Annotated in this window: 17 protein-coding genes and 2 pseudogenes; 12 read left to right on the top strand and 7 right to left on the bottom strand. The window is 46.3% G+C overall.

Annotated features, from left to right (window positions below):
• Positions 1-7: 7 nt before the first annotated feature.
• Positions 8-526, bottom strand: a complete 519-nt coding sequence (locus IQ211_RS09380) for a DUF1795 domain-containing protein (RefSeq protein ID WP_282885565.1) — start codon at positions 524-526, stop codon at positions 8-10.
• Positions 501-2675, bottom strand: coding sequence for a type VI secretion system Vgr family protein (locus tag IQ211_RS09375; protein WP_189760002.1), 2175 nt, complete (start codon positions 2673-2675; stop codon positions 501-503). Before IQ211_RS09375 ends, IQ211_RS09380 begins: the two co-directional genes overlap by 26 nt.
• A gap of 653 nt (positions 2676-3328) precedes the next feature.
• Between IQ211_RS09375 and IQ211_RS09370 the strand changes: the two are divergent.
• The 4 genes and pseudogenes from IQ211_RS09370 to metF all read left to right on the top strand — a co-directional run.
• Positions 3329-3586: pseudogene (locus tag IQ211_RS09370) on the top strand (transposase); the annotation flags it as partial.
• 271 nt (positions 3587-3857) lie between these two features.
• Complete coding sequence (locus tag IQ211_RS09365) at positions 3858-4217, top strand: tlde1 domain-containing protein (RefSeq protein WP_189760003.1); 360 nt, start codon at positions 3858-3860, stop codon at positions 4215-4217.
• A 3-nt stretch (positions 4218-4220) separates the two neighbouring features.
• Positions 4221-4613: a hypothetical protein gene (locus IQ211_RS09360; protein WP_189760004.1), complete on the top strand. Its 393-nt coding sequence runs from the start codon at positions 4221-4223 to the stop codon at positions 4611-4613.
• A 263-nt stretch (positions 4614-4876) separates the two neighbouring features.
• Complete coding sequence (gene metF, locus IQ211_RS09355; protein ID WP_189760005.1) at positions 4877-5764, top strand: methylenetetrahydrofolate reductase; 888 nt, start codon at positions 4877-4879, stop codon at positions 5762-5764.
• Positions 5765-5822: 58 nt separating this feature from the next.
• On the opposite strand, the gene ppc is transcribed toward metF, so the two are convergent.
• From ppc to metB, 3 genes are all read right to left on the bottom strand, one after another.
• Positions 5823-8459 carry a phosphoenolpyruvate carboxylase gene (gene ppc, locus IQ211_RS09350; RefSeq protein ID WP_189760006.1) on the bottom strand — a complete coding sequence of 879 codons (2637 nt, stop codon included), beginning with the start codon at positions 8457-8459 and terminating at the stop codon, positions 5823-5825.
• Between the two features lie 122 nt (positions 8460-8581).
• Positions 8582-11017, bottom strand: a complete 2436-nt coding sequence (locus IQ211_RS09345) for a bifunctional aspartate kinase/homoserine dehydrogenase II (protein ID WP_189760007.1) — start codon at positions 11015-11017, stop codon at positions 8582-8584.
• Between the two features lie 2 nt (positions 11018-11019).
• The gene (metB, locus tag IQ211_RS09340; RefSeq protein ID WP_189760008.1) at positions 11020-12180 is read right to left on the bottom strand and encodes a cystathionine gamma-synthase; all 1161 of its coding nucleotides are present in this window, start codon (positions 12178-12180) and stop codon (positions 11020-11022) included.
• Positions 12181-12472: 292 nt separating this feature from the next.
• On the opposite strand from metB, the gene metJ reads away from it, so the two are divergent.
• Complete coding sequence (metJ, locus tag IQ211_RS09335; RefSeq protein WP_189760009.1) at positions 12473-12790, top strand: met regulon transcriptional regulator MetJ; 318 nt, start codon at positions 12473-12475, stop codon at positions 12788-12790.
• Between the two features lie 82 nt (positions 12791-12872).
• Here the strand turns inward: metJ and rpmE are convergent, their stop codons facing one another.
• Positions 12873-13088 carry a 50S ribosomal protein L31 gene (gene rpmE / locus IQ211_RS09330; RefSeq protein WP_189760010.1) on the bottom strand — a complete coding sequence of 72 codons (216 nt, stop codon included), beginning with the start codon at positions 13086-13088 and terminating at the stop codon, positions 12873-12875.
• A gap of 231 nt (positions 13089-13319) precedes the next feature.
• Here rpmE and priA point away from each other — a divergent pair, with 231 nt between their 5' ends.
• The 7 genes from priA (at position 13320) to rraA (ending at position 21323) form a co-directional block, all read left to right on the top strand.
• Positions 13320-15518, top strand: coding sequence for a primosomal protein N' (gene priA, locus IQ211_RS09325; protein WP_189760011.1), 2199 nt, complete (start codon positions 13320-13322; stop codon positions 15516-15518).
• Positions 15519-15738: 220 nt separating this feature from the next.
• Entirely contained in the window at positions 15739-16767 is a 1029-nt protein-coding gene (gene cytR, locus IQ211_RS09320; RefSeq protein ID WP_189760012.1) for a DNA-binding transcriptional regulator CytR, read from the top strand.
• A gap of 72 nt (positions 16768-16839) precedes the next feature.
• A complete protein-coding gene (gene ftsN / locus IQ211_RS09315; protein WP_189760013.1) occupies positions 16840-17652 on the top strand; it encodes a cell division protein FtsN in 813 nt (270 codons plus the stop codon).
• A 137-nt stretch (positions 17653-17789) separates the two neighbouring features.
• A complete protein-coding gene (hslV, locus tag IQ211_RS09310) occupies positions 17790-18320 on the top strand; it encodes an ATP-dependent protease subunit HslV (protein ID WP_092520260.1) in 531 nt (176 codons plus the stop codon).
• An 11-nt stretch (positions 18321-18331) separates the two neighbouring features.
• Positions 18332-19663 (top strand): HslU--HslV peptidase ATPase subunit, encoded by a 1332-nt coding sequence (hslU, locus tag IQ211_RS09305; protein ID WP_189760014.1) that lies wholly within the window; start codon positions 18332-18334, stop codon positions 19661-19663.
• 136 nt (positions 19664-19799) lie between these two features.
• On the top strand, positions 19800-20717 hold the full coding sequence (locus tag IQ211_RS09300) for a 1,4-dihydroxy-2-naphthoate polyprenyltransferase (protein ID WP_189760015.1): 918 nt from the start codon (positions 19800-19802) through the stop codon (positions 20715-20717).
• Between the two features lie 108 nt (positions 20718-20825).
• On the top strand, positions 20826-21323 hold the full coding sequence (rraA, locus tag IQ211_RS09295; protein ID WP_189760017.1) for a ribonuclease E activity regulator RraA: 498 nt from the start codon (positions 20826-20828) through the stop codon (positions 21321-21323).
• A 38-nt stretch (positions 21324-21361) separates the two neighbouring features.
• Here rraA and IQ211_RS09290 read toward each other — a convergent pair.
• Positions 21362-21521 (bottom strand): annotated as a pseudogene (locus IQ211_RS09290) (IS4 family transposase); the annotation flags it as partial.

The following is a 21521-nucleotide window of genomic DNA, read 5'->3' as shown; positions in this document are numbered from 1 at the left end:
CTCCCTGTCAGGCGTTATCTTTCTGCTCACCGCGCAGCCGGAACGTGGCCATCATGGTCTGCATTTGTTCCCGCTGTGCCGGTGTCATCGCGCCCTGACAGGAGCCGGTGAAAATCAGCACGTCCCTGGGTGCATTCAGCATCATCATCAGTTGGTGCACCGTTCCGTTCGGGGCACGCCAGCGAAATTCAAACGTCTCCGTTTCAAACCCGTTCAGCGCCCCCGATTCATGGGCTATCGCTTCATAATCTTTTAATTGCTTGCCAATTGCGGTCATTTCCCGCTCGGCAAACTGACTGAATGTCAGTCCCCACGGTAAATTATCGCGGGAAATGGTGAAACTGGTGCCATTTTTTTCATCGGTGCTGTTCAACACCAGAATACTGGCATCCTGCCAGCTGGCCGGCAGCATGATGGTGCCCTGATTGAAGTGAAAAGGGGTGAGATCAAGTTGATTGTTCATGGAAGTTCCTTCTTGCTGCAATTTAAAAATCAATGTGTTATTTGTTGATGTTAACCTGGCCACCTAATACGGTGACCCCGCTGTCGTTTAGCTCAATACTGGCCCCCCCAAACGAAATTTTGATGTTGGTTTTCGTCATCTGGAGGGTGCCGCTGCCCACTTTCAGCGTGATATCATCTTCCGCTTCATATAATTGTGTTCCCGCGCCAGCTTTACCTGCCGTGGCTTTCACCTGTACCACATTGGCTTCAGTACTGCGTGTCTGACCGATAGTTTCTGTCAGATTACCTTGCTGCACGGTTTTGAATTCATCACCTGTCTGGATTGTCAAAGTCCGGTCGCCTGCCTCCACCACCAGACTCTGGGCATTTTTAACTGTGGTGTGCATATCCTTCTGCGCATGCAACGCCAGCCGCTCACTGCCTTTGGCATCTTCAAACAGCAACTCGTTATACCCTTCTCCCTTATGGGTTTTGGAACGGAAGGCCATCTGGGTTTTGCTGCCCGGCAGCCCGCCTGGCGGGATGTTGCTGGCGTGGTAAGTCCGGCCGGTGACGATGGGTTGATCCGGATCACCATGCAGAAAATCGACGACGACTTCCTGACCGATACGCGGGATGGCCAGCATGCCCCAGCCCTGGCCCGCCCACGGTTGGGTGACGCGTATCCAGCAGGAGCTGTGGTCATCACTCTTGCCGTAGCGGTCCCACGGGAACTGGAGGCGGATACGGCCATACTGGTCACAGAAGATTTCTTCCCCCGCCGGGCCAACCACTTTGGCAATCTGTGGGCCGTCGATGACTGGTTTTGGCAGTGGCGCAGGACGCCAGTTCTGGTTATGGCGGATAAAGTGGAAGTGGCTGTTCAGAGTGGTGCCTGTGCCGCTATTGGCGGTTTCTAGCGCCTGCGGCTGACTGCCGGAATGACGGGTTCCCACCACTTGCCACGGTTGGTTCAGGTCGGCGCGCGGGTGGTTGCTCAGGGTGAATAATTTACCTGGCTGGATGGCAATGGCATGACCGCTGCCTTGCCCGATCATAGCATTGTTGCGCAGGGCTTCCAGCCGGTAACGGGTAAAATCTTTCCCGTGCGCTTCATCTTTAAAACGCCCCGGATAGTCGTAGTACTCGTAATACATCTGTTGCAGGGTGTCTTCCTTCATCTGCTGGCTGAATTCGGCCGGCCAGGCTGGGTTTTTGAAAGTGTAATCTTTCAGTTGCACCCGGGCCGGTCGCACCTGGGCGCTACAGGTCAGGCTGCTGATGGCGGGTTCTCCCACGGTGCTTGCATCACCCGGCTGGTAAGGAAACACCTTGTCCGGTGGCACCGAACCGCAGTCATCGGCAAACACCAGCGTGTTACGCCCGTTACCACACTCAAAGAAGTAGAAAATCCCCTCTTCGGCCGTCAGCCGTTGCAGAAACGCGAAATCACTTTCCTGATATTGCACACAAAATTCCCGTTCCGGGTGCGGATGGCGCAGGCTGAAGACGACATCACGGATACGGTGCTCTTTCAGGATTGTGGTGATAATCGCGGCAATGTTCAGTTGCTGGAAGATGCGCGAGTTTTGCCGCAGTGTGGTACGCCACAGATCCGGGCGAATGCTCATCTGGTAGGTGGTCTGGTGCAACCCGGTGTTACCCTGCTCAAAGCTGGCCACCACCCCCGTGATGCTGCGCTGTTCAATGCCCTCCTGCAAAATGGTCAGTGTTGCCGTGCGATCCAGTACCGTCGGAAAATCGATGGACGGATCAGCACTGGCCAACCCCACTTCCAGTTGGAATGGCTGGGAAAAGTGTTCACTCAGGGTGAAATCGGTGACGACAAAAGTTTGGGGCGGCAGGCCACCGGCGGTCAGGGTAAATTGCAGACCGCTGGGCGAGCTTCCAACGCCAGGCAACTGACTGACTTTTTGCAGGGCTTTGGCGGCGGTGCTGTGTCCGGCGGCCGCTTTTTGAGCCAGCCCGCCTGCAAAACCGCCACTTGTGATACCGTTCCCGATACCACCTGGCAGCCCGGCGGATTGTCCCTGTGAAACAAAAGACTGCCCCTGCTTCAGTTTGGCGAGTCTCTCTTTATCGGCGGCGCGTCTGGCCAATTTGTCGGCGAGGTCTTTTCCGCCTTGTCTCAGCGGGTCGGCGGCTTCTTTTCCTTGCTGAACAAAGGATAGCCCCTGCTGTAACTTATCGAAGATTTTTTTCTCTGACATGGTTATCTTCCTGAAATAATGACGAACACGATGGCGTCGGTTATCCCGCCTGATTGCACTGCAAGCCATAACACCCGACACAAGAGTTAAAGTTAATTCATGCTGTCTCTGACAACTTTGTTAATTAAGTCCGCAATTTGTTGCCTTATCGCAGGCTCAATAGCGGAACAAACGCAAATATTACGCCGTGGTAGAGCGATAATTTGTAAAGACGTTGTTGCCCGAATTGTTCGGAATTCATGGTGAATAAAAGGGGGATGATAAATAGTGAACATGTAAAAACCAAATTCACACAAGTGAAATAAAACGTTGCCATCAACAATGGCGGAATAAAAAGTTAAAATCATTGCTTCACTGGCGAAATATGCTGTTTTTTTATAAAGGTTCAACGCATTGTTTTGCTTATTTTATCTGAAGGTGGAAGGTTTATTTTGTTAAGGACAAGATTTATTTATAAAAATATAAAATTCACTGCCTTGGGGAGTATGATCATTTTTATTTTATGATCATGATCACGAAAATTATTTTTGAAAGAATAAAATAATTATTAACGCCATCATTAAATAAATCTCCATAACAAAAAATAGCGGTTTCATTCAGGTTAAAAGATAGCAAAATCAATATAAACTGGCATATTCAATATGTTCTGTAAAATTCTGGACAACGACATTATTCACAAAAGCCGCCGGACACAACTGTGGTTAAAGAATAACCCTAAATTCAAATTGTTATTCCAGCCGGTTTACTCGCCTTGGGTCAATGTGATTGAGAAACGGTAGCACGCCTTACATGAAACGATCACACGCAACCACAAGTGCAGATATATGTGGCAACTTCTCAGGCAGGTTAGGCATTTTATGGGCACGGTATCACCCTATCCCGGAAATGGGCATGGAATGGCAAAAATGTAGCACAATTAGGATCAGCTACTTAGGGCAGGCGTTGACCTATAATTAGTTATGAAAAATAAATTTTGAAAATTTAAACTAAGCCAATTAAGTTTAATTTAAATAGCTTAAATAAAATTTAATTTATCTGGATTAAATTAAAAAAACAGAATGGCATGTTTTTTTAATAATCCAATTTATAAAGTAATTTAAACTATAAGTAAAAATTGATAAAGTACATGAAATGATTGGTTTTTATTTTAGTTAAATATATTCTAAAGAAAAGGAGTTTCAAATGGCCTGGATTTATCATCAGTACTCAGGTGAATTATATCATAACGAAAGATTAGTTTACCGTGACGGATATAGCGGGAAGGGAATACATAAAAATAACCCTGCCTCAGAATCGATACGTGGGAAAGGACCAATCCCCAGAGGGCAATATACGATTGGAGGTTATACCAGTAGCAAAGGTGCAATGACTATCCATCTAGAACCGCGTGAGGGTAACAATATGTACGGAAGAGATCTTTTTAGAATACATGGTGACAGCACGAAAAGACCTGGTGAAGCATCAGAGGGTTGTATAATTGTTGGAAAAAGTGCGAGAAGGGAGATAATTGATTCTATGGATAGAGAGTTAATAGTGAAATAGATCATGAAAAAAAATATTTTATTTGCAATGTTATTTATTCCTACTATTGCTTTTTCTTCACCGAAAGATGATACCGAAAAAGCTTTAGATTACTGCGCAACCACTCAGTCTTGGGCTGCACAAATTGTTATAACTAATTCTTATCGCAAAAATAATCAATTAGATAGAATGAAAGCAACGTCTTCCCTACTAGAACGAACTAGATTAGTAAAAGAAGGTAAGCCAATTGTTCTTAAAGAAACGGGGCAGTTATATACGCAAACATTAGAAATAACTATTCCGTATATTGATAAAAATAAAAAACCTGCTGTTTTTATTGCTTCATCAATTATTTCAGCAGAAGAATGCTCATTATCCGAAGTAGCCTATTTTGATATAACTCCTGAAATCGATTGAGAGGCGGCGTCACTTGGATTTTTTACCAAGTGACGCCACCTAAAAAAACTGGATACACCAACTCTGTCACGACTTTGTCTTCTCCTTTTCTCATTATTCCCCAACATGAATTTCTTTCCTGATCACTTTGAATATTCCTCATTGGGAATAAGTCATTTCTCGATTGACTAAAAACACCGCTTCACCCATTCTATTTGGACATCTAAATGGATAGACATTTAAACACTTAAACATCTAAAAACATGTTCATGAGGGCACAGGGTATGAGTTTTTTTCACGCTAATCAGCGAGAAGCGCTGAACCAGAATCTGGCTGAACTTGAAGGGCAAATTCGTGTTTCCTTTGAATTCTTTCCACCCAGAACGGCTGAGATGGAACAAACCCTGTGGAAATCTATTGATCGCTTGAGCAAGCTGAAACCTAAATTTGTATCCGTCACCTATGGTGCTAACTCTGGCGAACGTGATCGCACCCATAGCATTATCAAGGGCATTAAAGAAAAAACCGGCCTTGATGCAGCCCCACACCTGACTTGTATTGATGCCAGCCGTGAAGAACTGAGCAGCATTGCTCATGATTATTGGCAAAACGGCATTCGTCATATTGTGGCATTACGTGGTGATTTACCGACTAACGGTTGCAAACCAGAAATGTATGGTGCTGATTTAGTTGAGCTATTAAAAAAAGAAGCGGATTTTGATATCTCTGTTGCCGCTTATCCAGAAGTGCATCCAGAAGCGAAAAGTGCACAGGCAGATTTGATCAATTTAAAACGTAAAATTGATGCCGGAGCCAATCGCGCCATTACCCAATTCTTTTTTGATGTGGAAAGTTACCTGCGTTTTCGTGATCGTTGCGTCGCAACAGGGATTGACGTGGAAATTGTACCGGGGATCTTACCTGTTTCTAACTTCCGTCAATTGCAACGATTTGCCGCCATGACTAACGTTAGGATCCCAAGCTGGATGACCAGAATGTTTGAAGGGTTAGATGATGATCCGGAAAGTCGCAATTTAGTCGGTGCATCTATTGCAATGGACATGGTGAAAATTCTCAGTCGTGAAGGCGTGAAAGATTTTCATTTTTATACCCTGAATCGGGCAGAATTGAGTTATGCCATCTGCCATACACTGGGAGTGCGCCCTTGCTAACACCAAAAAGCCGAACAGTTTCCCATTCGGCTTCTATGATTAAAAAAATATTTAAACGCTATCCTGTATTACGCATTCCTGCCGCAACGCCAGCAATCGTCACCATCAGCGCTTGTTCAAGATGCGGATCAGGATTTTCCTGCTGACGAGAACGCTGTAATAATTCGACCTGTAGTACGTTCAACGGATCGGTATACACGTTACGCAAAGCGATAGATTCAGCGATCCACGGCAAATCTGCCATTAATTGTTCATCCTGCGAAATAGTCAATACCGTTTCGATATCCTCTGCAAGTTGATTACGCAATTTGACGCCTAAGGGCCACAACTTAGGTTCTGCCAAACGCTGATCGTAATATTCTGCTAACCACAGATCTGCTTTAGCAAACACCATCTCCAACATGGCAATACGCGTATTGAAGAATGGCCAATCACGACACATATCCGTTAAAACTGACAAGTTACCGGCATCGATCACCCGTTGCAGCGCCGCACCCGCGCCTAACCATGCCGGTAACATCAAACGGTTTTGCGTCCAGGCAAATATCCACGGGATCGCGCGCAAACTTTCAACTCCCCCTGTCGGGCGTCGTTTAGCTGGCCGCGAACCCAAAGGCAGTTTTGCCAATTCTTGCTCTGGCGTCGCTGCGCGAAAATAAGGCACAAATTCCGGTTGCTCACGGACATAATCACGATACATGTCACAGGAAACATCAGAGAGTGTATCCATAATCTGCTGCCATTCCGGTTTCGGCTCTGGTGGCGGCAATAAGTTTGCTTCCAGAATCGCGCTGGCGTACAAGGCCAAACTGCTTATCGTGACCTGCGGCAAACCAAATTTAAAACGGATCATTTCTCCCTGTTCCGTTACCCGAAACCCGCCTTTCAGACTACCCGGCGGTTGGGAGAGCAAAGCCGAATGGGCAGGAGCGCCACCGCGGCCAATGGTGCCACCACGTCCGTGGAACAGAGTGAGTGTCACGCCTTCTTTTTCACACACCTTGATTAATGCATCCTGTGCCCGATATTGTGCCCACGACGCTGCCATCACCCCTGCATCTTTGGCTGAATCAGAGTAACCAATCATCACCATCTGCTTATCCTTAATCAGATCGCGATACCACCCAATCCCTAACAGTTTTTCAATCACACCTTCTGCATTATTCAAGTCATCAAGGGTTTCGAACAACGGCGCAACAGGCAATGACAATGGACATCCCGCCTCTTTCAACAATAACTTCACCGCCAAGACATCAGAAGGAACTTTCGCCATGGAAATAACATAAGCTGCAATCGAATCTTGGGGTGATTCAGCAATAACCTTGCAGGTATCGAAAACTTCTTGCGTTTCTGCGCTCGGCTGCCAATCACGTGGGATCAGAGGACGTTTTGATTGCAACTCTCTCAGCAGAAATGCCTGCTTTTCGGCTTCAGGCCAGCTCGCATAGTCTCCCATTTCCAGATATTGCGTCAGTTCGGCAATCGCATCGCGATGGCGGGTACTTTCCTGACGGATATCAATACGTACCAAAGACAAACCAAAGCAACGAATGCGGCGCAAGGTATCCAGCAATTGGCCGTTTGCGATAATTTCCATCCCGCAAGCTTTCAGAGATTGATAACAAGCATAGAGTGGTTGCCATAACTGTTCGTTATGCAAAAGTAGATCTGCAGGTGGTAAAGTTTGCTCGCCTTTAAGACGTTTTTCCAGATAAGCCAGTGTGTTACTTAATTGCGTGCGCAATTGTTTGGCAATTTCACGGTAAGGCTCCAAAACATGCTCACCTCCGGCCAGTTGGCGAAGTTCAGGCGTACATTCCGACATGGAAAGCTCAGAAACTAAAACCTGAATATCTTTCAGGAACAGATCGGCGGCTTTCCAACGGCTCAGCAATAAGACATGACGGGTAATCTCGGCGGTAACGTTAGGATTACCATCACGATCGCCTCCCATCCAAGAGGTGAAACGTACTGGTACAGCTTCCACCGGCAAACTATAACCAATGGATTCTTCCAGTTGTTCATTGAATTCACGCAGGAATGCCGGCACACCTTCCCACAAGCTGTTTTCAACCACAGCAAAACCCCATTTTGCTTCATCAATTGGGGTGGGACGATTTTTACGGATTTCATCAGTATGCCATGATTGGGCAATCAACTGACGCAATCGGCGGATGATGTTATTACGTTCATAATCGGCCAAATCGTCATGATCAAGCTGTGCCAGACAGCCATTAACTTCAACCAACTTATGAATCAGGGTACGGCGGGCAATTTCTGTCGGATGAGCGGTCAGAACCAGTTCAATCGCCAGTTCATTGACCGCTTTGATCAGATCATCATTGCTGAATTGCTTGTCTTTGAGCCGGTTGAACAGCGCTGCCAGCGCGACCGGATTACTTGCCGCTTCGCCGTGTGGCGAAATGCTGTGATATTGTTCGGCAACGTTAGCCAGATTTAAAAACTGGTTAAACGCACGGGCCACAGGCAATAATTCATCATTGGATAAATTTTCTAACGTCGATAAAAGCTGCTGACGGTGGGTTTCGTTACCTGCACGGGATGATTTAGATAACTTCCTGATCGTTTCAACTTTATCAAGAATATCTTCTCCCAAAGCTTCTTTAATTGTATCGCCCAGCAACTTACCGAGCATACTGACATTACTTCGCATTGCGGAATATTGTTGATTCATGTGGTTCCTGGCCTTGTTTTGCTGTAGAGCATGTTTTTCTGTTTATATTCATATCAGAAAACAAACAACTTGGGCGAATTTTAAAGCCTGATTGCTCAATATCTCTCCTACCGAGAGATAGGTTACAGAAGTTGTGACAGACGATTTAAATCCGATTGGATTGCTCCCGCGGTGACATCTCGTCCCGCACCAGGCCCACGGATTACTAACGGATTATCACGATACCAACGACTTTCTATCGCAAAAACATTATCCGCCGGCAGTAGTGAAGCCAATGGATGATCACCACGCACCGCTTCCACACCCACTTTTGCCTTACCACTGGCATCAAAACGAGCGACATACCGTAGTACCAGGCCCATTTCCTGTGCCGCTTCCAATCGTTGCTGCATTTGCTCATTAATGGCGGCACTGTTTTCAAAGAACTCTTCGATAGAACCGCTTCGAGCCTCTACCGGCACCAAAGATTCAACCCGCACATGATCAGGCTCTATCTCATAACCCGCTTCGCGCGCCAGAATAACCAATTTACGCATCACATCCTGACCAGAAAGGTCAATACGCGGATCAGGTTCCGTCAACCCTTGTTGCCATGCTTGTTCAACTAATTCACTGAAAGGTACAGAACCATCAAACTGCAAAAACAGCCAGGATAATGTGCCGGAAAAAACGCCACTGATGGACAAAATGGTATCACCACTCTCCCGCAGATCCCTGACGGAATAATTAATCGGCAGCCCTGCACCCACTGTGGCGTTGTATAACCAATGGCGCCCCGTTTTTGCAAAGGCATCGCGGATCATACGATAGGTATTACTGTCGGAAGAGCCGGCGACTTTGTTGGCACTGATAACGTGGAATCCATAACTGGCAAAATAGATATACTCTTTGGCCAATTCTTCACTTGCCGTGACATCCAGTACAACCAAATCATCATAAGGATGTGCCCGCATCCATAAAAACAGAGCATCTTCTTCATGTTCAGCCGCTTCATCATCAAAGAAGGCCAATGTCCGACTGGCATCAATGCCCTGATAATTCAACAAACTCCGCCGACTATCGACGACACCCGCAAGGATAAATTCAAATCCACTGCGAGCAGAAATGTTCTTCTGTTCACGGGCAAACAGCTCCAGCCAACGAGAACCAATATTCCCTTTACCAAACAACACTAAACCGATACGTTTTTCTGCCCTGAACAGACTTTGGTGTAATCCCTGAATTAAATGTGATGTCTGATTCAAACGCAGTACAGCAACCAAACTAATGTCATCTTCTGCATGCCAGATAAATTCAACTGGCTGATCTTTTAATTGTTGATAAAAACGATGGCTATGCAGTGGATTCTTGCATACACCCGCCCCCACTAATGCCACCAGCGCTAAACCTTCACGCAAAGAAAGTTTGCCGGGTAAGGAAGCATCCTGCAAAACATCAAGGGCGCTATTCACAATCTCAGAGGTATAGCAAAGTTGGATCAGGTTGCAATCTGCGTGCAGCCCTGTTGCCAATGGCCGGATTTGGGCGCGTTTCAACAAAGAATCAATGTCTTTATAGATTTGCTTGAAATCGTGGGCTGAAGAAACATGCAATTCAATCAGGCAGACATCATCATGGCTGGTGACAATTTTTGCCCCTGTCCCCGTTGCCAGCACCCGTTCAATCCGAGTGGAACCCTGTTCAGGCTGGTAACTGCAACGCAGTTGTAGATCAATATCGCTGAGAGAAACCGGCTGCAATGTTCGGGTATGGAGAACAGGCGCGGCCAAACGTGCCAACTCACTGGCTTCGTCCAAACGCAGCAATGGCAACAAACAGGCATCTTTAACTTTACGCGGATCGGCACTGTAAACTCCCGCTACGTCACTCCAAATTGTGACTTTTTGGGCTCCCGCCAAAGCGCCAACTTGGGTAGCAGAATAGTCGCTGCCATTGCGCCCCAATAATACCGTTTCCCCTTTCTGGTTACTGGAAATAAAACCGGTAACCACTAAACGCTTATTGGGGTTTTGGATCAGTAATTGGCTAAGCAGAGGTTGAGATAAACTGACATCAACTTGTGGCTGAGCAATGCGCTCTGCCCGCAGGAATTGACGCGCATCCAGCCATGCGCTAGGGATACCCTGATTTTCCAGCACTGCTGCCATTAAACGTGCAGACCAGATTTCCCCGTGACCGACAACTTCGGCGTATGTAATATCGGTGACAGGCTTATCCAACAATACGCTCAATCTTTCCAGATCAGCGACAAACATTGCACTTAGTTCTTCTGCAACTGTTTCGGGCAACAAGCCACGGATCAATTCTTGCTGGTAACGCCGCAAAGACTGCTGTATTTGATGGGCTGATATCCGGTCACTCTGGCTCAATTTAAGCCAATCAATCAATTGGTTGGTTGTACTCCCTGCGGCCGATACCACCATCAAATCACCTGGCAGGCTGTAGTTCGCCATAATTTCAGCAACCCGCTGATAACATTTCACATCAGCCAGGCTGCTACCACCAAATTTATGTAACTGACGGCCAGATCCCGTCCCCGCTGTTGCCCTTGTACTCATGATTACCTCGTTGCCGCTGCCTGAAACGCATTGTCCAGATCAGCAATTAAATCCTGACTATCTTCAATTCCCACAGAGACACGAAGAAGCGAATCCGTAATCCCTGCCTGAGCCCTTGCTTCTGCCGACATTCCCGCGTGTGTCATCGTCGTGGTATGAGAAATCAACGATTCCACACCACCGAGAGATTCAGCCAAGGTAAATAATTTTAACGCAGATAAGAAACGACGCATGGCCTGTTCATCTCCATCCAGTTCGAAACTTAGCATCGCCCCAAAACCTTGCTGTTGTTTAACGGCAATTTCATGCCCTGGATGATTCTTCAACGCAGGATAGAAGAGCCTTTTCACTTGGGGCTGTTGTTGCAAATAATCCGCAATGGCAACAGCATTGTTTTGTTGGAGCAGCACGCGGGCGGATAATGTACGAATGCCGCGCAGTAGCAGATAACTGTCAAAGGCCGCAGCCGTTACACCAATATTGTTCGCCCACCAAGCTAACTCTTCCGCGATGGATGGCTCCTTAGCGATAATTGCTCCCGCAATCAGATCAGAATGTCCATTCAAATATTTCGTGCAAGAATGCACGACTAAATCTGCCCCTAAATCCAATGGCTTTTGCAGTACAGGGCTTAAGAAAGTGTTATCGACCACAGCCAATGCCCCAATTTCATGGGCCAAGCCACAAATGTATTGAATATCTACGATCCGCAACAAAGGATTACTCGGTGTTTCAATTAGCACCAGTTTGGGGTTTTTAGCTAACGCCTGTTTCAACGCTTGTTCATTTGACTGATCAACAAAAATCACATTGTATGCGCCACGCTTGCTTAGACTGTCAAACAGGCGATAACTACCGCCATAACAATCATGAGGAGCCACCAATAAATCCCCTGGTTTCAGAAATACGGTACAGAGCAGATGAATCGCTGACATGCCACTGCTAGTCATGATTGCGCCCGCGCCTCCTTCCAGCTCGGACAACACCTGTTGGACAACATCACGACCAGGATTGCCACGGCGCGAGTAATCATGCGCTCTGGGCTCATTGAAACCTGTAAAGTTGTATGTACTGGAAAGATAGATAGGCGGAACAACACAACCATATTGTTCATCAACATTTGAACCACTGTGAACCGCAATTGTCGCTTGCTTACATCCCATAACCTTTCCCCATAATCGTTATTATTAGCGTCACGCAAGAATAACGACTGGAAAGATAGACGTCAATACATCTAGACATCCAAATTATTTTGCGGTTTAATACCACAATTCCATGGCTGTCATTACACTTTATATGTCTTCTGGTTATATTTTATAAATTAGTGCAGGCGGGGCGATATAGTCGACAGGCTAATTATGTTAGACTACTGCGTTATCGACATGAAAACAGATCAGAAATTCCTTCCAATTTCTAATCTCAATTACTTGATTCAAAAATTATTTAAGGTATCTCATGGCTGAGTGGAATGGTGAGTATGTCAGCCCTTATGCTGAACATGGCAAAAAAAGTGAACAGGTCAAAAAAATTACAGTTTCAATCCCACTAAAGGTATTGAAAATCCTGACTGATGAGCGCACTCGCCGTCAGGTGAACAATCTGCGTCATGCAACAAACAGCGAATTGCTGTGTGAAGCTTTTCTCCATGCGTTCACCGGACAGCCTCTGCCTAATGATAATGATTTACGCAAAGAACGCCATGATGAAATCCCGGAAGCAGCGAAAACCATGATGCGTGAGCGAGGCATTGATCCTGATACATGGGAATATTGATAACAAAAACGCCCGATGCAAAACATCGGGCGTTTTTGTTTTAACTCTCCGGCCTGTATGAACAACAGACAGGAAAAAGTCATTACTTTTTAGTACCTGGAACGCTGAAACGTTTGTTAAAGCGATCAACACGACCACCAGTCGCAACATCACGCTGCTTACCAGTGTAGAACGGGTGGCATTCACCACAGACGTCCAGGTTCAGATTATGACCTACAGTAGAGTTAATTTTGATGACATTACCGCAAGAGCAAGTTGCAGTAATTGCTTCGTATTTAGGATGGATACCTTGTTTCATGGGAAACCTCTGTTCAGGCCGTGTCGCTATCCAGCCTTGTTTTGCTGCCAGACACCACACGTCGTGTTGATAAAAAATATGTATCGGTAATTTCTATACCAAAGGCGGCGGATCATACAGAATATCTGTTTATTGCGCAATGAAATCTACCGATTTGCTATGATACCCTTATCGCTATATGTTCTTTTATACGTTCTTTCATCTGGTCATTAATTATCCGGAAATCGCCTTATGACAGTTGTCCAGGTTGCATTGCCTGTCCCCCTAACCCGCACATTTGATTATCTACTGCCTATAGAGTTACCTTTACCAGCTATTGGAGTTCGAGTACTCGTGCCTTTTGGTAAGCGTAATGCGATAGGTATTGTCACTGGTATCGCAGACAGCAGCGAATTTCCACCTGAACAGCTCAAGTCTATTGCTACGATTCTCGATGTCCAACCGCTTTTTCCTGACGATCTCTGGCAATTGCTTCAGTGGGCCGTCAGCTATTATCACTATCCGCTGGGCGAAGTGTTATTCCATGCTTTGCCTGTCTTGCTACGACAGGGAAAACCGGCAGAATTTTCCCCTCTCTGGCAATGGCAAGTCACTGAGGCAGGCCGCGAACTCCCGCTTACACAACTCAAGCGCTCCGCTAAACAGCAAAAAGCGTTGGCCGCTTTGCGCCAACGCCCCGTTTATCGTCACCAAGTCGCTGAATTGGCGTTAAGCGAAAGCGCACTGCAATCACTGAAAAAGAAATCACTGATTGCCCTGCATCCCATCCAACCAGAAACGGAAAATTGGCGTGAGCATTTTAAAACTATCGGCGAACGGTTAAAGCTCAATACAGAACAAGCTACCGCAATAGGCGCCATCCGTGCAGAAGATCAAACCTTTTCTCCGTGGCTACTGGCGGGGATCACGGGTTCGGGTAAAACAGAAGTGTATCTCAGTATACTGGAGAACATTCTTGCACAAGGTAAACAGGCCCTTATTTTAGTGCCAGAAATTGGCTTGACGCCACAAACTATCCGCCGGTTTCGGGAACGTTTCAATGCTCCCATTGATGTTCTGCATTCAGCCTTGAATGACAGCGAACGGTTAACAGTTTGGCTGAGAGCGAAAAGAGGGGAAAATGCCATCGTTATCGGTACACGTTCGGCTTTGTTTACCCCCTTTGCTCATCTGGGTGTCATTATTATTGATGAAGAACATGACAGTTCTTACAAACAGCAAGAAGGCTGGCGCTATCATGCTCGCGATCTGGCGGTATTCCGGGCGAAAAAAGAGGGGATTCCGATTATTATGGGTTCTGCCACCCCCGCACTGGAAACACTATATAATGTGCAACAGGGGAAATATCGCCAACTCACCTTAACTCAACGGGCAGGCCACGCCCAAGTCGCCACTCAGCATTTATTAGATCTGAAAGGCTTGCCATTGACGGTTGGATTATCCCAGCCGCTCATCAATCGTATGGGTGAACATCTCAAAGCTGACAATCAGGTCATTCTATTTCTGAACCGTCGTGGTTACTCTCCTGCCCTGCTCTGCCACGAATGCGGCTGGATAGCAGAATGCCAACGCTGTGATCACTATTACACTCTACATCAAAATCATCGCCACCTGCGTTGCCATCACTGTGACAGCCAGCGCCCAATCCCACGCCAATGCCCGCAATGTGGCACCACTAACTTAATTCCCGTTGGCTTAGGCACTGAGCAACTTGAAGATGGCATTACAAAACTGTTTCCCAATATTCCGGTTACCCGTATCGACCGTGATACCACCAGCCGCAAAGGTGCGCTGGAACAGCAACTAGCCGAAGTCCACCAAGGTGGAACCCGCATCTTGATTGGTACGCAAATGTTGGCGAAAGGTCATCATTTCCCTGATGTTACGCTGGTCGCCTTACTGGATGTCGATGGTGCCCTGTTTTCTGCTGATTTTCGGGCCGCCGAACGTTTTGCCCAACTCTATACCCAAGTCTCCGGTCGGGCAGGACGAGCAGGAAAGCAGGGAGAAGTTGTCCTGCAAACCCACCATCCTGAGCATCCACTTTTGCAAATATTGTTGGAGAAAGGCTACGATGCCTTTGCCCAGCAAACGATGGAAGAGCGTCAACAAGTTCACCTGCCTCCTTTTGTGAGCCATATCCTGCTCCGCGCAGAAGATCACGATAATCAGCAAGCCCCCGCATTTTTGCAACAAATGCGTCAACTGTTTGAACATTATGCACAATCTGATAATCATTTATGGCTCATGGGGCCAGTACCCGCATTACAGGCTAAACGTGGCGGTCGTTATCGTTGGCAATTGATGATTCAACACCCTTCCCGCATTTTTCTCCAGAAAATGATGGCCGGAATTTACCCTCAAATCACTACATTGCCACAAGCACGTAAAGTGAAATGGAACATTGATGTTGATCCCAGCGAAAGTTGATAATTATTTCTTTAATTTGCGAAGCATCTCTAAGAAATGATGCATATCACACTTTTTATGCAAACAAAGTAACAGATGGATCGGTTAATCAGCTTAAAATGAACTTATTAATATAACTGTAGAAAATAATCCGCCAGCACTTCCTTCTCAGGCAAAACTGGCGTTTTTTAGCAGCCGGATAGCAATCGTTTCGCTGCCTGTAGAGAGTGAGGAGTGAACTATGGAAAAAAAGAAGTGCACGGCGCTGGTAACCATGAAAGATGTTGCCAAAGTGGCTGGTGTTTCTACCGCAACTGTATCAAGAACATTAATGAATCCTGACAAGGTTTCTGCCCGTACACGCCAGAGGGTCGAAAATGCGGTGTTAGAAGTAGGTTATTACCCTCACAATCTGACCAAAAATTTACGGCGTAATGTATCCAGAACCATCTTAGTTCTTGTACCCAATATCAGTGATCCTTTCTTTACTGAGGTCATTCGGGGTATTGAAGAAACCGCTACTGAACATGGTTACCTGGTACTGATTGGTGATTGCACGCATCAAAAGCAACAAGAACATGCGTTTATCAATCTTCTGATCACCAAACGCATTGATGGTATGGTGCTACTGGGTTCTAACGTTCCTTTCGATGTTTCCAAAGAAGAACGCAAAAATCTACCTCCCATGGTGATGGCCAATGAATTCTCACCAGAACTGGAACTCCCCACGGTCCATATTGATAACCTGACAGCCGCCTTCAATGCCACTCATCATTTGCAAAAATTGGGACACAAACGCATTGCCTGCATTACCGGACCGGAAACCATGCCACTGTGCCATTATCGCTTGCAAGGTTATATCCAGGCATTGCGGCGCACAGGGGAAGAAATTCGCGAAGAATATATTATCCGCGGTGATTTCACCCACGAAAGCGGAGCAATATTGGCGGAAACTTTGCTTACCTTACCAGAGCCTCCAAGCGCTATTTTCTGCCATAGTGATGTCATGGCAATAGGTGCAATGTGGCAAGCTAAAAAAATGGGGTTAAAATTACCAGAAGATCTTTCTGTTGTCGGTTTCGATAATTTAAATCTGGCTCAATACTGCGAACCAGCTTTGACCACGGTGGAACATCCCCGTTATGAGATTGGATATCATTCCATTCTGTTATTGCTGGAACAGCTTCAAGGCCGTTTGGTTTCTAAAGGTTCAAGATTATTGGAGGCAGAATTGATCATGCGTGCGAGCACTTGTTCGCCTAAAAGCTAGGCAAATAACGGCAGCTTAAGTAACATTAGTTACCTATTCTTTAATTTTTTAAATAACTCAGTGAATTAAACAGTGGCACAACGAGATTATGTGAGTCGCGGGCGTAGCAATCCCCGTCAGAAAAGTACTGGTAAGAAAAAAAATCAGGCTCAAGGATTACCCAAAACTACATTAGCCGTTGCAGTGGCCTTAGTGGTCATGTTTATTGGTGGGCTTTATTTCATCGTACATAATAAACAGGAAAGAAATAAGCAGGAAGAAAGTGCACAAAATGCCTCACAGTCTCATCATCAAACCAAGGGGCATGGCTTGCCACCGAAACCAGAAGAGCGCTGGAGTTATATCAAGGAATTGGAAAATCGCCCTGTGAATGAATCTTCCATCCAGGAAGGCGATACAACAGTAAATAAACCACTCAACCAACTTCCTCAATTAACGTCTGAGCAGAAACAGCTACTTGAACAAATACAAGCAGACATGCGCCAACCGCCTATTTCATTAAAAGAGGTGCCTTATAACAGTGAACCGATCCCACGTTCACGTGTGTTGATCACCCCTCCTGCGCAGCAACAGTATTCACCAGAACAAAAGTCGGCCGCCGTGCCGGAAAAAAGGTCTTCCACTTCTTCCCAAGCCAGCACAAAGTCTGAGGTAAATGAGACGAAATTGATGCTACAATGCGGCTCTTTCCGCACAATGGAACAGGCGGAATCCGTCCGTGCCAGCCTTGCCTTTGCAGGCATTGAGAGTCAGATTACCACGAAAGACAATTGGAACCGTGTTGTACTTGGCCCCTATAAAAATAAAACCAGTGCTGAGAAAATGCGCGAACGTGTTGCAGTGGCCGGTGTGCCTGGCTGTATTCTCCGTCCTGCCGGGGGTTGAAAAAGCGGAAAGCTCCCCCATCTTAATCTCTAATAATATACACATGGTGCTTTTATCAGCAGTGCGCAAGCAATTGTGGGATAACAAATTAATGCTCCGTGTGTACCATCTTCTATTTTGTAACCAGGGGCTAACTCGTGACTACAATCGTAAGTGTTCGCCGTAATGGCAAAGTCGTCATCGGTGGTGATGGACAAGCAACAATGGGTCATACCGTTATGAAAGGCAATGTCCGCAAAGTACGCCGCCTTTACAATGACAAAGTCATCGCGGGTTTTGCCGGCGGTACTGCTGATGCTTTCACGCTGTTCGAGCTGTTTGAACGAAAACTCGAAATGCATCAAGGGCACCTGACCAAAGCAGCCGTTGAATTAGCCAAAGATTGGCGAACGGATCGCATGCTACGCAAGCTGGAAGCCCTGCTTGCTGTCGCAGATGAAAATGCTTCTCTGATCATTACAGGCAATGGTGATGTGATTCAGCCAGAGAATGACCTTATCGCCATTGGTTCCGGTGGCTCATACGCACAGGCCGCTGCCCGCGCGATGCTGGAAACAACCGAACTCGGCGCCAGAGAAATCGCAGAACGCGCTTTAACTATCGCTGGCGATATCTGCATCTACACCAACCATAATCACAACTTCGAAGAACTGCCTTCGAAAGCGTAAGGATAGATAGTATGTCTGAAATGACTCCTCGCGAAATTGTCAGCGAACTAAATAATCATATTATCGGCCAGGACAAAGCAAAACGTGCTGTTGCTATTGCCCTGCGTAACCGCTGGCGTCGCATGCAGTTAGATGAATCACTGCGTTATGAAGTCACGCCAAAAAATATTTTGATGATAGGCCCAACCGGTGTTGGTAAAACCGAGATTGCCCGTCGTCTGGCAAAACTGGCCAATGCTCCCTTTATCAAGGTTGAAGCAACTAAGTTCACCGAAGTGGGTTATGTCGGTAAAGAAGTCGATTCCATCATTCGTGATCTCACTGACGTAGCAGTAAAAATAGTCCGTCTGCAATCCATTGAGAAGAACCGCTATCGTGCAGAAGAATTAGCAGAAGAGCGTATTCTGGATGTCCTGCTGCCACCAGCAAAAAATAACTGGGGACAGACTGAAACTCAAACTGAGCCATCATCAACCCGTCAGGCATTCCGCAAGAAATTGCGTGAGGGCCAGTTAGACGATAAAGAAATTGAAATTGAAGTTTCGGCCGCTCCAGTTGGGGTTGAAATCATGGCACCTCCGGGCATGGAAGAGATGACGAATCAGTTACAATCCATGTTCCAAAATCTGGCAGGCCAGCGTCAAAAAAATCGTAAGATGAAAATCAAAGACGCCTTCAAGTTGCTGGTCGAAGAAGAAGCAGCAAAACTGGTCAATCCTGAAGAACTGAAACAGCAGGCAATTGATGCAGTTGAACAACACGGCATCGTTTTCATTGATGAGATCGATAAGATTTGTAAACGCGGTCAAACTTCCGGTCCAGATGTTTCCCGTGAAGGTGTCCAGCGCGATCTGCTGCCGCTTGTCGAAGGTTGCACCGTTTCGACTAAACACGGCATGGTCAAAACTGATCATATCCTGTTTATTGCCTCCGGTGCATTCCAGGTTGCCAGCCCTTCTGATCTGATCCCAGAACTTCAAGGCCGCTTGCCAATTCGTGTTGAATTGCAAGCCCTGACCACCGAAGACTTTGAACGTATCCTGACCGAACCAAATGCTTCACTGACTGAACAGTACAAAGCTTTGATGGCAACGGAAGGCATGAATATTGAATTCACGGCTGACGGTATCCGTAAAATTGCGGAATCAGCATGGCAAGTTAATGAAACCACTGAAAACATCGGCGCTCGTCGTTTGCACACCGTGCTTGAGCGTATGATGGAAGACATCTCGTTCAACGCCAGTGAGCGTCAAGGGCAGACTGTCAAAATTAATGCCGATTACGTCAAAGAGCACTTGGACGAACTGGTTGCAGATGAAGATTTGAGTCGGTTTATTTTATAATCAGTCATATTATTGGTTTGATTAGAACCAATAATTCGTCGTACTTAGGCAAAATGGGGGGCTTTTAGCCTCCCGTTTTGCTATTTTCGATGGTATAAAATTTATTACATCAATCATAATGACAAACAGTGACAATATGAGCTCAACAACGTCTATCAGTCAGATGCAGGCATGGCTGGAAAGTTTGCGCCCAAAAACGCTCCCGCTGGCCGTTGCTGCCGTCATAACGGGTTCAGCCCTTGCGTCATGGACCGGACATTTCGAATGGCCTGTCGCATTACTGGCTTTATTAACTGCGGCCCTGCTGCAAATTCTTTCTAACCTCGCCAACGATTATGGTGACGTCACCAAAGGCAGTGACACAGAAAATCGCATTGGTCCAAGTCGTGGTATGCAAAAAGGCCTGATTACCGCAAAGCAGATGAAAAATGCCTTGAAGCTCACTGTACTACTCTCTTGTTTATCAGGCAGTGCCCTGATTGCTGTCGCCTGCAATAACCCAAACGACATTATCGGCTTTTTGATCCTAGGATTACTGGCGATTGTCGCCGCTATCACTTATACCGTGGGTACGCGTCCTTATGGCTATCTGGGATTGGGAGACATTTCTGTTCTGATTTTCTTCGGCTACTTGAGCGTTCTTGGTACCTACTATCTGCAAGCCGGTACTTTTTCCATAAGCACCGTTTTGCCCGCAACTGCCAGTGGCTTACTTTCTGTGGCAGTCTTAAACATTAATAACCTACGCGATATCGAAAGTGACCGCCAAAACGGTAAAAATACGTTGGCTGTCCGATTAGGAGGAAAAAAGGCTCGCTACTACCATGCAGCCGTTCTGCTAACGGCCATGTTCTGCCTTGTCGCCTTCACGCTCCTATACCTAACTAATTGGTTTAGTTGGTTGTTTCTGCTTGCTTTTCCTCTGCTGTTAAAACATACGGTGCAAGTGCTGCGTGATCCAACCGCTGAAGGTATGCGTCCCAAATTGGTACAAATGGTCAAAGCAGCGTTATTGACCAATATTCTGTTTTCCATTGGATTGGTACTTAATTAAGCGAGTAAGAATCAATTTTACACATAGGTTTCAAGATTGATGGTTTTGCCAACACTAGCTTTAAAAGGATATACTGTCCGTTCCTTGCATAAACCAGACGTAAATCCCATGAAATATGATACTTCCGAACTTTGTGATATCTATCAAGAAGATATAAATGTGGTAGAGCCTATCTTCACCAACTTTGGTGGGCGTACTTCATTTGGTGGTCAAATCATCACAGTGAAATGTTTTGAGGACAATGGCCTCCTTTATGATTTACTTGAAGAAAACGGACATGATCGCATTTTGCTCGTTGATGGTGGTGGATCAGTACGCAAGGCACTCGTTGATGCAGAACTGGCCCAACTCGCTGTCAATAATGAGTGGGAAGGCATTGTTGTCTATGGCGCAGTGCGTCAAGTTGATTATCTCGCAGAGCTTGATATTGGAATTCAGGCAATGGCTGCTATTCCTGCTGGCTGCAATAGCGAAGGGGTGGGAGAAAGTGATACCAGAGTGAATTTTGGTGGCGTCACATTCTTCTCTGGTGACTATCTCTACGCAGATAATACTGGCATTGTCTTATCCGATTTCCCTCTGGAAATTGATGAAAAGCTCAGTTAAAGGTATATAAAAAAGGGCGCAATGATCCTGTCTCTTGATCACATCTCTAGCTCAAGAGACTGTACAAGCAGGTAACCTTCCAGGATGGTTTGTAATATGAACCATCCTTCCCATAATCTTTCCCATCCTACTCGACCATTACGTTTTGAATCGTACCAACCTGCAAGCTTGCCGAGGTTAATATAGGCCCAGTAGAGG

Origin of the sequence: Xenorhabdus griffiniae, from assembly GCF_015163655.1 — a bacterium.
Lineage (GTDB): Bacteria > Pseudomonadota > Gammaproteobacteria > Enterobacterales > Enterobacteriaceae > Xenorhabdus > Xenorhabdus griffiniae.
The sequence above is the reverse complement of the archived record's forward strand: the minus strand, read 5'-3'. Positions and strand labels throughout refer to the sequence as shown.

Bases quoted from the DNA above. Each gene is read 5' to 3' on its own strand.
- IQ211_RS09375 (WP_189760002.1), bottom strand. From the start codon at position 2,675: ATGTCAGAGAAAAAAATCTTCGATAAGTTACAGCAGGGGCTATCCTTT.
- IQ211_RS09365 (WP_189760003.1), top strand. From the start codon at position 3,858: ATGGCCTGGATTTATCATCAGTACTCAGGTGAATTATATCATAACGAA.
- IQ211_RS09360 (WP_189760004.1), top strand. From the start codon at position 4,221: ATGAAAAAAAATATTTTATTTGCAATGTTATTTATTCCTACTATTGCT.
- metF (WP_189760005.1), top strand. From the start codon at position 4,877: ATGAGTTTTTTTCACGCTAATCAGCGAGAAGCGCTGAACCAGAATCTG.
- ppc (WP_189760006.1), bottom strand. From the start codon at position 8,459: ATGAATCAACAATATTCCGCAATGCGAAGTAATGTCAGTATGCTCGGT.
- IQ211_RS09345 (WP_189760007.1), bottom strand. From the start codon at position 11,017: ATGAGTACAAGGGCAACAGCGGGGACGGGATCTGGCCGTCAGTTACAT.
- metB (WP_189760008.1), bottom strand. From the start codon at position 12,180: ATGGGATGTAAGCAAGCGACAATTGCGGTTCACAGTGGTTCAAATGTT.
- metJ (WP_189760009.1), top strand. From the start codon at position 12,473: ATGGCTGAGTGGAATGGTGAGTATGTCAGCCCTTATGCTGAACATGGC.
- rpmE (WP_189760010.1), bottom strand. From the start codon at position 13,088: ATGAAACAAGGTATCCATCCTAAATACGAAGCAATTACTGCAACTTGC.
- priA (WP_189760011.1), top strand. From the start codon at position 13,320: ATGACAGTTGTCCAGGTTGCATTGCCTGTCCCCCTAACCCGCACATTT.
- cytR (WP_189760012.1), top strand. From the start codon at position 15,739: ATGGAAAAAAAGAAGTGCACGGCGCTGGTAACCATGAAAGATGTTGCC.
- hslU (WP_189760014.1), top strand. From the start codon at position 18,332: ATGTCTGAAATGACTCCTCGCGAAATTGTCAGCGAACTAAATAATCAT.
- IQ211_RS09300 (WP_189760015.1), top strand. From the start codon at position 19,800: ATGAGCTCAACAACGTCTATCAGTCAGATGCAGGCATGGCTGGAAAGT.
- rraA (WP_189760017.1), top strand. From the start codon at position 20,826: ATGAAATATGATACTTCCGAACTTTGTGATATCTATCAAGAAGATATA.